12 protein-coding genes are annotated in these 13,327 nt (G+C 74.2%); 4 read left to right on the top strand and 8 right to left on the bottom strand.

Annotation, left to right across the window (positions count from 1 at the left end):
- Nucleotides 1-49: 49 nt before the first annotated feature.
- The 5 genes from MY526_RS01190 to MY526_RS01210 all read right to left on the bottom strand — a co-directional run bounded on the left by MY526_RS01190 (nt 50) and on the right by MY526_RS01210 (nt 6,513).
- Nucleotides 50-1,636: an FAD-dependent monooxygenase gene (locus tag MY526_RS01190; RefSeq protein ID WP_436703038.1), complete on the bottom strand. Its 1,587-nt coding sequence runs from the start codon at nt 1,634-1,636 to the stop codon at nt 50-52.
- Between the two features lie 8 nt (nt 1,637-1,644).
- Nucleotides 1,645-2,607: an MBL fold metallo-hydrolase gene (locus MY526_RS01195; protein ID WP_436691373.1), complete on the bottom strand. Its 963-nt coding sequence runs from the start codon at nt 2,605-2,607 to the stop codon at nt 1,645-1,647.
- Between the two features lie 179 nt (nt 2,608-2,786).
- Entirely contained in the window at nt 2,787-4,277 is a 1,491-nt protein-coding gene (gene zwf / locus MY526_RS01200; protein ID WP_436691374.1) for a glucose-6-phosphate dehydrogenase, read from the bottom strand.
- A 70-nt stretch (nt 4,278-4,347) separates the two neighbouring features.
- Nucleotides 4,348-5,460: an alpha/beta hydrolase fold domain-containing protein gene (locus MY526_RS01205; protein WP_436703039.1), complete on the bottom strand. Its 1,113-nt coding sequence runs from the start codon at nt 5,458-5,460 to the stop codon at nt 4,348-4,350.
- Nucleotides 5,461-5,532: 72 nt separating this feature from the next.
- Nucleotides 5,533-6,513: an ornithine cyclodeaminase family protein gene (locus tag MY526_RS01210; protein WP_436691376.1), complete on the bottom strand. Its 981-nt coding sequence runs from the start codon at nt 6,511-6,513 to the stop codon at nt 5,533-5,535.
- A 129-nt stretch (nt 6,514-6,642) separates the two neighbouring features.
- Here MY526_RS01210 and MY526_RS01215 point away from each other — a divergent pair, with 129 nt between their 5' ends.
- On the top strand, nt 6,643-6,807 hold the full coding sequence (locus tag MY526_RS01215; RefSeq protein ID WP_436691377.1) for a hypothetical protein: 165 nt from the start codon (nt 6,643-6,645) through the stop codon (nt 6,805-6,807).
- 75 nt (nt 6,808-6,882) lie between these two features.
- On the top strand, nt 6,883-7,329 hold the full coding sequence (locus tag MY526_RS01220; protein WP_436703040.1) for an SRPBCC family protein: 447 nt from the start codon (nt 6,883-6,885) through the stop codon (nt 7,327-7,329).
- A gap of 1 nt (nt 7,330) precedes the next feature.
- Here the strand turns inward: MY526_RS01220 and MY526_RS01225 are convergent, their stop codons facing one another.
- Entirely contained in the window at nt 7,331-8,185 is an 855-nt protein-coding gene (locus MY526_RS01225) for a class I SAM-dependent methyltransferase (protein WP_436691379.1), read from the bottom strand.
- A gap of 73 nt (nt 8,186-8,258) precedes the next feature.
- On the opposite strand from MY526_RS01225, the gene MY526_RS01230 reads away from it, so the two are divergent.
- Together MY526_RS01230 and MY526_RS01235 are read left to right on the top strand one after the other, a co-directional pair.
- On the top strand, nt 8,259-8,882 hold the full coding sequence (locus MY526_RS01230) for a PadR family transcriptional regulator (RefSeq protein WP_436691380.1): 624 nt from the start codon (nt 8,259-8,261) through the stop codon (nt 8,880-8,882).
- Nucleotides 8,883-8,913: 31 nt separating this feature from the next.
- Nucleotides 8,914-10,425 carry an adenylate/guanylate cyclase domain-containing protein gene (locus MY526_RS01235; protein WP_436691381.1) on the top strand — a complete coding sequence of 504 codons (1,512 nt, stop codon included), beginning with the start codon at nt 8,914-8,916 and terminating at the stop codon, nt 10,423-10,425.
- 3 nt (nt 10,426-10,428) lie between these two features.
- Here the strand turns inward: MY526_RS01235 and MY526_RS01240 are convergent, their stop codons facing one another.
- Together MY526_RS01240 and MY526_RS01245 are read right to left on the bottom strand one after the other, a co-directional pair.
- Entirely contained in the window at nt 10,429-11,499 is a 1,071-nt protein-coding gene (locus tag MY526_RS01240) for a potassium channel family protein (protein ID WP_436691382.1), read from the bottom strand.
- Between the two features lie 70 nt (nt 11,500-11,569).
- Nucleotides 11,570-13,315, bottom strand: a complete 1,746-nt coding sequence (locus MY526_RS01245) for a class I adenylate-forming enzyme family protein (protein WP_436703041.1) — start codon at nt 13,313-13,315, stop codon at nt 11,570-11,572.
- Nucleotides 13,316-13,327 lie beyond the last annotated feature (12 nt).

Raw genomic sequence — 13,327 nt, forward strand, 5'->3', positions numbered from 1 at the left:
TCCTGCGGAGAGGGCAGAAATGGCCATTTCTGCCCCTGGGTCGGTCGGGTTACGCGGGGACGGGGCTGGGGACGGGACGGGCGAGCAGCCGGGACACCGCGGGGGCGACGTCGGCGGCGCGGGTCAGGACGGCGGCCACGTGGCCGTCGGGGCGCAGCACCCAGATCTCGTCCGGGCGGACGTCGAGGGCCTCCCGGAGCGTGGGGCCGGGATCGAGGTCGCGAACGCGGTGCACCGCAACGGGCACGTCGCCGAGCGGGACCTCGGGCAGCGGCGCGTCGTCCCCCACGAGCACGGTGACGCCGGACCGGGCGAGCTGGCGCAGCCGGACGACGTCCGGCCGGCCGGGCACGGTGACCGGGCAGTCGGGCACCAGGACGCCCGGCGCGGGCACCGGGACGTCGCCGCGGGCGGGCCGGCCGGGGAAGGGGCGGCGCTCGTCGGGCGTGGTCAGCGGGGAGTCGACGTACCAGAAGGGCTCGGCCAGCCGGCCGGAGTCGACCTCGGCCCGGGCGGCGGGATCGGTCGCGGCCCGTTCCAGGACGTCGAGCCGGTGCCGGGCGTCGGCCTCGCTGCCGGGCACCAGGAACCGCATCGTCGCCCCGGTGACCTCGATGTTCTCCAGCGCCGCCGCGTGCCGCTCGTCGTGGTAGCTGTCCAGGAGCGACTCGGGCGCCCAGCCGCGGAGGACGAAGGCGATCTTCCAGGCGGCGTTCTCGGCGTCGAGCACCCCGGAGTTCAGCCCGCGGGCGCCGAAGGGGGAGACCAGGTGCGCCGCGTCGCCGGCGACCAGCACCCGGCCGACCCGCATCCGGTCGACCACCCGGGAGTGGAACCGGTAGACCGACTTCCACACGATCGCGTGGTCGCGGTCGCCGATCACCTGCCGGATCCGCCGGTCCAGGCCGCCGGAGGCCTCCTCGGCGGCCAGGTCGAAGTCCGGCGGCACCTGCCAGTCGATGCGGAAGGTGGAGTCCGGGCAGGGGTGGATGAGCACCTGGCGGCCGGGGTTCCACTCCGGGTCGAAGTAGAAGCGGCGCTCGGTCTCCCAGCCGGGGAGATCGGTGCGGATGTCGCAGATGAGGAAGTAGTCCTCGAACGTCTCGCCCTCGAAGGAGAGGCCGAGTGCGGCCCGCACCTCGTCGCTGCGCGGCCCGGAGCAGGCGACGGCGTAGGACCCGCGCACGGACTGCCCGTCCGCGCAGGTCACCGTCACGCCGGTGTCGTCCTGCCGGATGCCGGTGACCCGGTGCCCCCAGCGGACGTCGATCAGCGGCTCGGCCGCGATCCGCTCGTCGAGCAGCCGCTCGGTCTCGCACTGCGAGATGTTCACGAACGGCGGGAACGGGGACTTCCCGCGGTCGGCGAACTGGAAGTTGAACAGCTCGCGGTCGTGGTGGAAGGTCCGCGCCGTGGTCCAGGTGACGCCGCGGCGGGCCACCTCCGCGCCCACGCCGACGGCGTCCCACACGTCGATCACGTCGCGCTGCTGGCAGATCGCCTTGCTGCCGATCATGTCCCGTTCGGGGCGGCCGTCGAGGACCACGACCGGCAGGCCCCACCGGGCCAGCAGCAGCGCGGTGGTCTGGCCGACCGGACCGGCGCCGATGACCAGCACGGGGGAGGTGGGGGTCATCGAGGGCCTCATCCCTGCAGCTCGTCCCAGACCTGGCGGTCGCGCTCGGCGGTCCAGATGACCGGCCGCTCGATGCCGGAGTACTCGTCCCAGAGCCGCTGCACGTCGAAGGGCAGGCAGTGCTCGAAGATCGGCCAGTTGCCGTACTTGGGGGCGAGGGCCTCGTGGGTGGCGGCGAAGGCGTCCTTGAGGGTGCCGCCGGAGCGGTGCGCGTCGCCGACGGTGCGCTGCATGGTGAGCAGGAAGTCGCGGGTCTGCTCGATGGCGGCGTCCACCTGGTCGCGGCCGCGGGCGATGGCGCCCCGGCCGCCGATGAGCGTGCGCGCGCCGAGGGCCTTGACCCGGTCGAGGGTGCCGGCGGCCCAGTCGAAGTGGAACGCGTCGCCGGTGTAGAGGGCCGCCTGGGACTCCACCAGGTCGCCGGCGAAGACGATCTCCTGCTTGGGCAGCCAGGCGACGATGTCGCCCTCGGTGTGCCCGCGGCCCAGGAACTCCAGCACCAGCTCGCCGCGGTCGCCGCCGAGCTCGATGGTCAGCTTGTCGCGGAAGGTCATCGTCGGCCAGGTCAGGCCGGGGATGGACTCCGGCTCCTCGAACAGCCGCGGCATCCGGCCGTACTCGCTCTCCCAGTCCTGCTGGCCGCGCTCCGCGATCAGGTCGCGGGTCTGCTCGGAGCTGACGATGATCTCGGCGTCGAAGGCGCTCGCGCCCAGCACGCGGACGGCGTGGTAGTGGGACAGCACCAGGTAGCGCACCGGCTTGTCGGTGTGCTCGCGCAGCTTGGCCAGCCAGCGGCGGGCGGCGACCGGCGTGGCCAGCGCCTCGAAGCAGACGAGGAAGTCCTCGCCCTCGATGGCGCCCAGGTTCGGGTCGCCCTCCGCGGTCAGCGCGTACACGCCGTCGGCGAGCACCTCGAGGGTCTGCTCCTTCACGCCCAGGTCGGCGGAGGAGGCGAAGGGCTTGGCGGCCATGGAGGCTCCTGATCCGGTGTCGTTCGATAAACGAGCGGTACGTTCTCTTACAGGTACAACGGTACGCAGGGGTGGTGCGCGACACAAGGGGCGGTGTCGACTGTTTGTGGCTGGGACGCCGACGCCCGGGCCGCCGAGGGATCTCGGCGGCCCGGGCGTCGCTGTGAGCGTCTCCGGCGTCAGGTCGAGTGCCGCCAGCGGCGGCCGGAGCGGGAGATCAGTGAGTTGGCTTCCGGCGGACCCCACGTGGCCGCCTGGTACAGCGGGATGGGCCGCTCGTCGCGGGCCCAGTACTGCATCACGGGGTCGACGATCCGCCAGGACCGGGCGACCTCGTCGGCGCGGATGAAGAGGGTGGGGTCGCCGATCAGGGCGTCGAGGATGACCCGCTCGTAGGCGTCGGGCGACTCCTCCTCGAAGCTCTGGTAGGAGAAGTCCATCGACGCCTTCTGCACCCGGAAGGCGTGCCCGGGCACCTTCGCGCCGAAGCGCAGGCTCAGTCCCTCGTCGGGTTGCACGCGCACGACGAGGGCGTCGGGCTCCAGCCCCTCGGCCGTGCCGGGGAACAGCGGGAGCTGCGGGGGGCGGTGGAACTCCATGGCGACCTCGGTGATCCGCGCGGGCAGCCGCTTGCCGGTCCGCACGTAGACCGGCACCCCGGTCCAACGCCAGTTGTGCACCTCCAGCCGCATCGCCACGAACGTCTCGGTCGCGCTCAGCGGGTCGACCCCGGGCTCGTCGCGGTACCCGGGCATGAGGTCCTCGCGGGTGCCGCCTCGGGTGTACTGCCCGCGCACCGCGTTCGCCGCGATCTCGGCCTCGTCGTCCAGCGGCTGGATCGCCCGCAGCAGCTTCACCTTCTCGTCGCGGATCGCCTCGGCGTGGAACGAGGTGGGCGGTTCCATGAGGAAGAGCGAGAGGACCTGCAGGACGTGGTTCTGGACGATGTCGCGCATCGCGCCCGTGGTCTCGTAGAAGCCGCCCCGCTCGCCGACGCCCAGGGTCTCGGCGACGGTGATCTGCACGTTGTCGACCCAGGTCCGGTTCCAGATCGGCTCGAAGATCGAGTTCGCGAAGCGCAGCGCGAGCAGGTTCTGCACGGTCTCCTTGGCCAGGTAGTGGTCGATCCGGAAGATCTGCTCCTCGACGAAGGCCGACGAGAGGTCCGCGTAGAGCTCCCGGGCACTGGTCTCGTCCCAGCCGAACGGCTTCTCGACGACCGCGCGGACGAAGCTGTCGCCCTCCGGCACGGACAGGCCGGCCTTGCCCAGGCTCAGCGCGATCGGCCCGAACAGGCGGGGTGGCGTGGCGAAGTAGTGGACCCGGTTGCCGGCGGTCCCGTGCCGGGCGTCGCACTCGGCCAGGACCTCGGCCAGCCGCGAGTAGGTGGCCGGGTCGTCGTAGCCGCCGTGGACGTAGCGGGCTGCCGCGGTCAGGGCCTGCCACCTCGGGTGCCCCTCGCCGGCCGCGCTGCGACGGCAGAGGTCGCCGAACTCCTCGTCGGTCATGGGCGTGCGGGCGACGCCGACCAGCGCGACCTCCGGAGGGAGGGCCCCGTAGCCGGCCAGCCGTTCGAGCGCGGGCAGGAGCTTCCGGGCGGTGAGGTCCCCCGAGGCGCCGAAGATCACCAGGACACAGGGTGGCGAGCGGCGATCCGCATCGACGTTCATGTGCGGGGAGCATGCCGCGATCGGCACACCACGGACAGGCCCTGCTCCCCGGCCGGCTGCGGAGGCCGGGTCAGAGGCTGCCGGCGAAGCCGCGGATGTCGCGGACCGCCCCCTTGTAGGCCTCGACCACCGCCTGGCGGAAGGACATGTCGGCGGCGTGGGTCAGGCCGAGGTTGACCCGGCCGACGACCGGCACACCGGCCCGCTGGAGCGTGCGGAAGTAGGCGATGCCCTCGTCGCGCAACGGGTCGAGTTCGTTGACCGTGATGACGTGCGGCGGCAGCCCCTCGACGTCGGCCTCGGTGGCGAAGTACGGCCAGCAGAGCGGGTTCTCGGCGTTCTCCCCGGTCGGGTCGTAGACCGCGACCAGCAGGTCCATCATCGCGCAGTTGAGGTAGTGCCCGTCGTTCTCCACCATCGACGGCAGCTCACGCAGCTTGCGCCCGTGGTCCCAGCCGTAGCCGCCACTGATGTACGGCACCATCGCGTAGACGCCGTCGAAGCGGTCCAGCCGGCCGTCCCTCTTGGCCTTGAGCGCGGTGGCCAGCGCGAGGTTCGCCCCACCGGACTCGCCCTGCAGCACGATCGAGGTGACGCCCAGCTGCTCGCGGTGCTCGTGGATCCAGTCCAGCGCAGTGCTGCAGTCGTCGAGCCCGGCCGGGAACGGGTGTGCCCCCTCGGGGGTCCAGGCGTTGCGGAAGCCGACGGTCACCACGACCATGCCGCTCGCGGCGAGGTCCTCGCTCCACTGCCGGTGTACCCGGTTGTGCGCGTCGAGGATCGTCATCCCGCCGCCGTGGATGTAGACGGTGCACGGCAGCGGCTCCTCCGTGCCGGCCGGGCGGCGGACGTGCAGAGGGATCTCGTTGCCGTCCACACCCCGCACCGTCTCGATCCGGTGGGCGACACCGGAGGGCGTTTCGCCGGGCCACTCGTTCGGCAGGGCCGCGTACAGCCCCTCGAACGCCGCGTGCGACTGGCCGACGAACTCGGCGACGGCGTCCGGCGCGGCGCCCCGGTCGAAGGGTGGGGGAGCCGCGTGACCGTCGAGGCCGAATGCCGCCAGTGCCGCCCGCAACCGCGGGTGCAGCCGGGGATCGGACCGGAGGTCGATGCCGGTGTCGGCCAGCCGGCCTTCCTGCCGGGCCTGCACCGTCGACCGTTGGTGCGTCAGGTCGCTCATCCGTCCTCCTCGGTGGCCACGTCGGGCGATCGCGCTGTGGTCACCCGGACGTCGCGGTGCCCGCAGTTCAGGTCACAGCGTGATCCGGTGCCCCACGCCCCGGCGGCGGGCCGCGGCGTAGACCAGGCCGGCGGCCGCCGCGTCCTGGACGGCGACGCCCACCGACTTGTAGAGCGTGAGCTGGCCGGGGGAGGTCCGCCCCGGACGCCGTCCCTCCACCAGCTCACCGATCTCGGCGACCTCGTCCGGGGCGATCAGCCCCCGCGCGGCCGGCTCGGTGAGGTCGTTGCTGCCCACCGGGTACGGCGTGAAGGCGGTGTGCCGGTGCTCGACGACCACGAGCGCGTCGGCGACGGTGTCGTCGTCCACCTCCCGGCCGGTGGCGGTGTACCCGACCGAGGTGACGTGCGCGCCGGCGTCGAGCCACTCGCGCCGGACCACCGGCTCCTCGGCCGCCGTCGTGGCGCAGACGATCGAGGCGCCGCGCACCGCCTCCTCGCCCGTCGGCACCGCCCGCGCCGGCACCCCGCGGCCCTGAAGCTCGGCCGCGAGCGCCTCGGCCCGCTCGGGGCGCCGACCGGCGATGCGCACGTCCTCGAGGTCGCGGACCGCGCCGGCGGCGAGCGCGTGCGCGCGGGCCTGGACGCCGGTGCCGAGGACGGCGAGGACCGATGCCTCGGGCCGGGCGAGCAGCCGGATGGACAGCGCGGAGCAGGCGGCGGTCCGCGCCGCGGTGATCGTGTTCCCGTCCATGATCGCCCGGGGCGTCCCGTTCTCCGGGTCGAGGAGCACCACCAGCGCCTGGTGGGTGGGGGCCTCCTGCGTCGGGTTGCGGGGGAAGACGGAGAGCACCTTGACCGTCAGCGCGCCCAGGGCAGGGCTGTAGCCGGGCATCGCGGCCAGCACGGCGTCGTGGTCCGGCACGCGCGCGGCGACCCGCGGTGGCACGGACGCACGGCCGGTGGAGAGCTCGACCATGACCGTCGCGAGGGCGTCGATCAGCTCGGTGACGTCGAGGAGCCCCTCGACGTCCTGGTGTCGGAGGAGCAGCACCGCCCGATGCTGCGCGCGCACACCGGGCCCGGTCAACGTCTGACTCCTGCGGATGACGTTCTCGTTTCGCGACTGCAGCCGCCCGCCGCCCCCGCCGATGCCCTGGGTACCCGACGGAAGGAGCTCGTCATGAGGAACATGGCGTGCAGGGCCATCGCCCAGGCCTCGCTCAGCGCGGCGACGGCGTCGCTGGACGACGAGCAGCCGTGGCCGCTGCTCCTGGTCGCCGGCTGGCTCACCACCGCGACCGACCTCGTGCTCCAGGCCGACGCCATGGACGCCGTCCTGGTCTGACGACGCCGGACGCCGGCGCTGCGGCCTGGACCGGGGGAAGCCGCGCGCGGGACCATCTGCCCCGCGGAGGTGGGCATGGCCAGGGACGTCGACGTGGTGACCGGGACGGTGATCCGCCGTCCGGTCGACGTGGTGGCCGGCTACGCCGGGGACCCGGTCCACGCCCCGGAGTGGTACGTCAACATCTCCTCGGTCGAGTGGCGCACGCCGCCGCCGGTCGCGGTCGGCTCGCAGATGGACTTCGTCGCCGCGTTCCTCGGCCGGCGGCTGGCCTACACCTACGAGGTCACCGAGTTCGAGCCCGGCCGGCGGATGGTCATGCGGACGGCCGACGGCCCGTTCCCCATGGAGACCACCTACACCTGGGAGCCGCTGGACGACGGCAGCACCCGCATGACGCTGCGCAACCGCGGCCGCCCGAGCGGCTTCTCCCGGGTCGCCGGCCCGGTCATGGCGACGGCGATGCGGCGGGCCAACCGCAAGGACCTCGCCCGTCTGCGGGAGCTCCTCGAGCGGGCGTGAGTCAGGCCGGCCGGCGGGCCCGCACCAGCCAGGCCGCCGAACCGTAGGTCACGCCGTCCGGCGTCTCGTGCGCGGCGAGGGAGGCCCGCAACGCCGCCATCGCCTGCTCCCGCCGCGCAGTGTCCAGGTCCGCCAGGAGCCAGCCGAGCTGGGTGAGCACGAAGCCCTCGGCGTCGGCGGCGTCCCGCCCGAAGCGCATCGGCCGCTCGAGCGGCTCGACGCGCAGGTCGGCGAAGCCGGCGGCGGAGAGGACGGCGCGGATCCGCGCCGGGTCGCTGAGCGCGAAGGGACCCGGGCGGCCGGGCGGTGGCGACGGGAGGGTCCGGCCCGCGGCCAGTGCGGTGGTGAGGGACGTGAACCACTGGTTGAGCACGGCGGGCTGCCAGGTCAGCAGGACCAGACGGCCGTGCGGGCGCAAGGCCCGGCCCACGTTGCGGAGCCCGGCCACCGGATCGGCGAGGAACATGGCGGCCGTCCGGCCGAGCGCGACGTCGTGGGCGCCCGCCGGAAAGGGGTGGATCTGGGCGTCGGCCTGCTCGAAGGTGACGTTGGTCAGCCCCTCCGCCCGGGCGCGCGCCCGGGCCACCTCCAGCATCCGCGCCGACAGGTCGACCCCGAGCGCGGACCCTCCGAGCCGCGCGGCGTCGAGGGTCGTGCGGCCGGTGCCGCAGCCGATGTCGAGCACGGCGTCGGAGGCGGTGATGCCCGCCGCGGCCATGAACACCGGGTGGTGCGCGCCCAGGGCGTCGTCGTACCGGTCGGCGGAGGCGGCCCAGCGGGCGCCCTCCTCGCCGTCCCACGCCCGAGCCTGCTCGACGTTGCCGGGGTCGATCCGGAGCGTCGTCGTCTCCGCCATGGTCTCCACCTTCTCGGCGGTAGTCTGCTCCCTTGGGGACTATGTCGAATGGCATACTCCCATAGGGAGGAAAATGTCAAGCCCGGGTGCGCTGACCACCACCTCGTACGCCATCCTCAGCCTGCTGGCGGTGCGACCGTGGAGCACCTACGAGCTCACGCGCCAGATGGACCGCAGCGTGGGCCGGATGTGGCCCCGCGCGCAGAGCAAGCTGTACGAGGAGCCGAAGAAGCTCGTCGCCCACGGGCTGGCCACGGCCCGCTCGGAGGCGGTCGGCCAGCGTTCGCGCACCGTCTACGCGATCACCGCCGAGGGCCGCGAGGCCCTCGCCGCGTGGCACCGGGAACCCGGCAGCGGGCCGGTGCTCGAGTTCGAGCAGCTGCTGAAGCTCAGCTTCGCCGAGCACGGGACGACGGCCGATGCCCTGGCCACGCTCGCCGCCGCCCGGCGCTGGGCGGAGGAGCGCAACGTGGAGAACCGTGCCGCCGCCGCGGCCGCCGCCTCCGGCGACGGGCGGTTCCCGGAGCGGCTGCCCGAGCAGATGCTGGTCGGGCGGTTCCTCACCGACTTCTACCGGCTCGTCGCCGACTGGGCCGACTGGGCGACCGCGCTGGTCGAGCAGTGGCCGGAGGACGCCGCGCGCGCGGAGGCCGACCGGGCGCAGGTGGCCGAGACCGCCGCCCGGGCCGATTGGTGACCGGCCGGCGCGTGGGCCCGTCGGGGGAGCGGTGAGCGGCCGCGTCCTCGGCCGGGTCCAGCTGTGGCTCGGGTCGGCGCCGCCCGACCCCCGCGCCATGGCCGTCGTCGCCCGGCACGTCCTGGTCTTCAACCTGCTCGGGCTGGCCGTCCTCGGACTGCTGCTGCTCGGTCTCTCGGCGGGCGCCCGCGACCCGAGCGGCCGCGTGGCCATCGTCCTGAGCACGGTCGGCTACCTCGCCCTGGCCCTGCCGCTCGGCGTCCGGGCGGTCCTGCGCCGCCAGCGGCTGACCGTGGCCTGGCTGCGCGCCGAGCGGCCCCCCACCCCCGAGGAGGCCGCCCAGGCACTGCGGCTGCCGGTCGACGTCGCCAGCGTGGTGGGGGTCGGCTGGATCGGGGGCGGCCTGGTCGTCGGGGTGGTCGGCGCGCTCGCCTCGCAGCTCTCGCTGGTCGGGCTCCGCGTCGGGCTGGCCGCGCTGCTCGGCGGGGTCGCGGCGGTCGGCCACAGCTACCTGCTCGCCCTCCGGCTGTCCGGCCGGATCACCGCCGAGGCCCTCGCCGCCCACCCGCCGGCCGGGACGCCGGTGCTCGGCGTCCGGCTGCGGTTGCTGCTCACCTGGGTGCTGACCAGCGGCGTCCCCCTGCTCGGGCTGGCGCTGCTGTTCCTCGATCCCAGCAACCCCCAGGGGCCGAACGAGGAGGCGGTGGTGTTCCTCGTCCTCGCCACGCTCGTGATCGGCGTCGTGGCCACGCAGCTGACCGCCCGCTCGGTCGGCGGACCGCTGCACGACCTGCGCCGGGCCGTGCAGCGGATCGGGGAGGGCGACCACGACGTCCGCGTCCCGGTCGACGACGCCGGCGAGATCGGACTCCTGCAGGAGGGCGTCAACACGATGGCCGCCGGCCTGGCCGAGCGGGAGCGGCTGCGCGACCTGTTCGGCCGGCACGTCGGGACGACGGTCGCCCAGCGGGCCCTGGCGACCGGGGCCTCGCTGGGCGGCGAGGTGCGCACGGTCGCCGCGCTCTTCGTCGACATCGCCGGCTCCACCTCGCTGGTGCGCCGCACCGGGCCGGAGGAGATGGTCGGCCTGCTCAACCGCTTCTTCGCCGTCGTCGTCGACACGGTGGAGGACGAGGGCGGGCTGGTGAACAAGTTCGAGGGCGACGCCGCGCTGTGCGTCTTCGGCGCCCCGGCCGAGCACCCCGACCCGGCCGGTGCGGCGCTGCGCGCGGCCCGCCGGATCTGCACCGCCGTCGCTGCGGCCGGCGAGGTCGACGTCGGCCTCGGGGTGGCCTGCGGGCCGGTGTGGGCCGGTCAGGTGGGAGCGGCCCGCCGGCTGGAGTACACGGTGATCGGCGACCCGGTGAACGAGGCGGCGCGGCTCACCGACCTCGCCAAGGACCACCCCGGCCGGGCCGTGGTCAGTGAGGCCGTGGTCCGGGCCGCCGGTGGGGACGAGGCGGTCTACTGGGCGCCCGGCCCGGTGGTCGAGCTGCGCGGCCGGGACGAGCCGACGCAGACGTGGGTGCTGACGATCGGCTGAGGTTCAGACCGCGGCGGCCTGGCCGCCGGCCGGCATCTGTCCCGGGTTGGCGTGCGACTTGACCACCACGAGCACGTCGTCGGGCTGCAGGGTGCCGATCAGGGGGTCGTCGAACCGCAGCGTCCGCCCTCCGCGGGTCACCGACAGCACGACGTCGCGCAGCTGGCGCGGACCCAGCCCGACCTCTCCCGCGGTGACCCGGCGCTGCTGCAGGTCGAGCCCCTGCCCGCCGGTCACGAGGTCCTCGACGACGGCGACGACCCTCGGGGCGTCGGTGGAGAGCCCGAGCAGCCGGCCCGAGGTGGCCGACGTGGTGATGACCGTGTCCGCCCCCGACTGGCGCAGCAGGTTGGCGTTCTCCTCCTCGCGCACCGACGTGGTGATCGGGACGCTCGGGTTGAGCTGTCGGACGGTGAGGGTGATGAGCACCGACGCGTCGTCCCGGTTGGCCGCGACGATGACCGCCCGCGCCCGCTCCACCGAGGCCCGCCGGAGCACCTCGGTGCGCCCGGCGTCGCCGACGATGCCGGTCAGGCCGACGGAGTTGGCCTCGTCGATCGCCCTCGGCTCGGGGTCGACGACGACGATCTGCTCCAGCGGGGTGCCGTTGGCCAGCAGCGACTTGATCGCGCTGCGCCCCTTGGTGCCGTAGCCGCACACGATGACGTGCTGGCGCACGCGGGACCTCCAGCGACGGATGCGGAACTCCTCCCGGGAGCGCGCGGTCAGCGCCTCCAGGGTGGTTCCGATGAGGACGATGAGGAACATGATCCGCAGCGGCGTGATGAACAGGATGTTCACCAGCCGGGCGGACTCGGTGACCGGCGTGATGTCGCCGTAGCCGGTGGTCGAGAGGGTGACCGTCGCGTAGTAGACGGCGTCGAGCAGGCCGATGCCGACCACGTCGCCGTCGCGGTAGGAGTTGCGGTCCAGCCAGACGATGAGGACGGTCAGCCCGAGGAAGAACGCGGCGAGGATGACCCGGCGCCAGACCTGGCGCACGGGGGACTCCTCGACGTGCGCGATCTGGACGCCGGTGTGCGGGTCCTCGGGCACGCCGGTCTCGCGGATCACCCAGCGGACGATAGTGAGCCGCGGCCGGTCCGCGTGCGCGCCGCACCCGTCCGGGTGAGGGCTGCGCCGGTCAGCCGCCCGCGACGGCCGCCCGTTCGCGCGCGGCCAGCTCCCGCTTGAGCACCTTGCCGGCGGCCGAGACGGGGATCGCGTCGATGAAGACGACGTCGCGCAGCCGCTTGTAGGGGGTCACCCGCTCGTTGACCGCGGCCATCACCGCCCCGGCGGTCAGCGCCGCCCCCGCCTCGTCCCCGCGGCGGACGACGTAGGCGACCGGCAGCTCCCCGGCCTCGTCGTCGGGGCGGCCGACCACCGCGGCACCGGCCACCCCCGGCAGGCCGAACAGGATCTCCTCGAGCTCGCGCGGGAACACGTTGTAGCCCTTGTAGAGCAGCATGTCCTTGGTCCGGTCGACGATCGACAGGTAGCCGTCCTCGTCGAGGACGCCGACGTCGCCGGAGTGGAACCAGCCCTCGGCGTCGATCGCCTCGGCGGTGGCCTCGGGGCGGCGGGCGTAGCCGCGCATGACCTGCGGCCCGCGGATGCAGACCTCGCCGCGCTCGCCGGGCGGCAGCGGCGACCCGCCGCCGAGCGGCCGGATGCTGACCTCGGTGTCGAAGACCGGGACGCCGACCGTGCCCGGCTTGCGGGTGCCGGAGCGGAACGACGGGTTGCCGGTGGCCTGCATGGTCACCTCGGTGAGGCCGTAGCCCTCGCCGATGACGGCGCCCGGCAGCAGCGTCCGCAGCCGCTCGATCAGCGGCACCGGCAGCGGGGCGGCGCCGCTGGACACGCCGCGGACGGCGGACAGGTCGGCGTCCCCGATGCCGGGCACCTGCAGCAGCGCGACGAACACCGGGGGCGCGCCGCCGATGCTGGTGACGCGGTACCGGACGGCGTCCTCGAGGTAGCGCACGGGGTCGAAGCGCCGGTGGACCACCGTCGTCGTCCCGGCCAGGACCAGCCCGTTGAGGTAGCCGATCGCGCCCATCGCGTGGAACCACGGCGTGAGGTTGATCAACCGGCCCTCGCCGAGCCGGATCGGGTGCTCCTCCGCGCCGAGCACCTGGCGCAGGGTGACGTCGCCGGCCGCGTCGAGCTCCGGCAGCGCGCCGTGCACCCAGCAGGCCGACTGCAGCACGTTGGTGACGACGTTGCGGTGCACCAGCTCCACGCCCTTGCTGACCCCGGTCGTGCCGCCGGTGTAGGCCAGGTGCGCGAGGTCGCCGGCCGGGTCGAGGCCGGCGTCCAGGTGCCGGTCGGTGGGGTCGGCGGCGAGCAGGTGGGCGAGGTCGACCTCGCCGGGAGCCAGGCCGTCGAGGCGGGTGCCGAGGTCGGCGACGTGCGCCTGCCCGGTGACGACGACGGTCTCGACGGACGTGCCGGCCAGCGCCGTCCGCACGAGGGGGAGGACCTGGTCCCAGGTGACGAGCACGCGGGCGCCGGCGTCGGTGAGCTGCGCGGCGAGGTCGGCCGCGGGCAGCAGCGGGTTGGTGGGGGAGAAGGTCGCCCCGGCCAGGAGGACCCCGTAGTAGACGGCCGGGTACTGGCGGCAGTTGGGGAGGTGCACGGCGACGACGTCACCGCGGCCGACCCCGGAGTCGGCCAGCCAGTTCGCCACCGCGTGCGCCCGGGCGCCGAGCTCGCCGAAGGTCAGCGGGACGTCGTCCTCGACGAACGCCGGCCGGTCGCCCCAGCGGCGCACCGCCGCCCGCAGGATCGAGCCGACCGGGACCGCCGGGTAGTCCAGCGAGCGTGGCAGGCCGGGCGGCCGGCTGGTCGCGGCGGGGATCGACGGGGCCTGTGGTGCGGTCATGCGGGTCCTCTC

This window comes from Geodermatophilus sp. CPCC 205761 (genome assembly GCF_051383655.1).
Classification (GTDB): Bacteria; Actinomycetota; Actinomycetes; order Mycobacteriales; family Geodermatophilaceae; genus Geodermatophilus.

Coding starts and splice junctions, on each gene's coding strand:
- MY526_RS01190 (WP_436703038.1), bottom strand. CDS start 1,636: ATGACCCCCACCTCCCCCGTGCTGGTCATCGGCGCCGGTCCGGTCGGC.
- MY526_RS01195 (WP_436691373.1), bottom strand. CDS start 2,607: ATGGCCGCCAAGCCCTTCGCCTCCTCCGCCGACCTGGGCGTGAAGGAG.
- zwf (WP_436691374.1), bottom strand. CDS start 4,277: ATGAACGTCGATGCGGATCGCCGCTCGCCACCCTGTGTCCTGGTGATC.
- MY526_RS01205 (WP_436703039.1), bottom strand. CDS start 5,460: ATGAGCGACCTGACGCACCAACGGTCGACGGTGCAGGCCCGGCAGGAA.
- MY526_RS01215 (WP_436691377.1), top strand. CDS start 6,643: ATGAGGAACATGGCGTGCAGGGCCATCGCCCAGGCCTCGCTCAGCGCG.
- MY526_RS01220 (WP_436703040.1), top strand. CDS start 6,883: ATGGCCAGGGACGTCGACGTGGTGACCGGGACGGTGATCCGCCGTCCG.
- MY526_RS01225 (WP_436691379.1), bottom strand. CDS start 8,185: ATGGCGGAGACGACGACGCTCCGGATCGACCCCGGCAACGTCGAGCAG.
- MY526_RS01230 (WP_436691380.1), top strand. CDS start 8,259: ATGTCAAGCCCGGGTGCGCTGACCACCACCTCGTACGCCATCCTCAGC.
- MY526_RS01245 (WP_436703041.1), bottom strand. CDS start 13,315: ATGACCGCACCACAGGCCCCGTCGATCCCCGCCGCGACCAGCCGGCCG.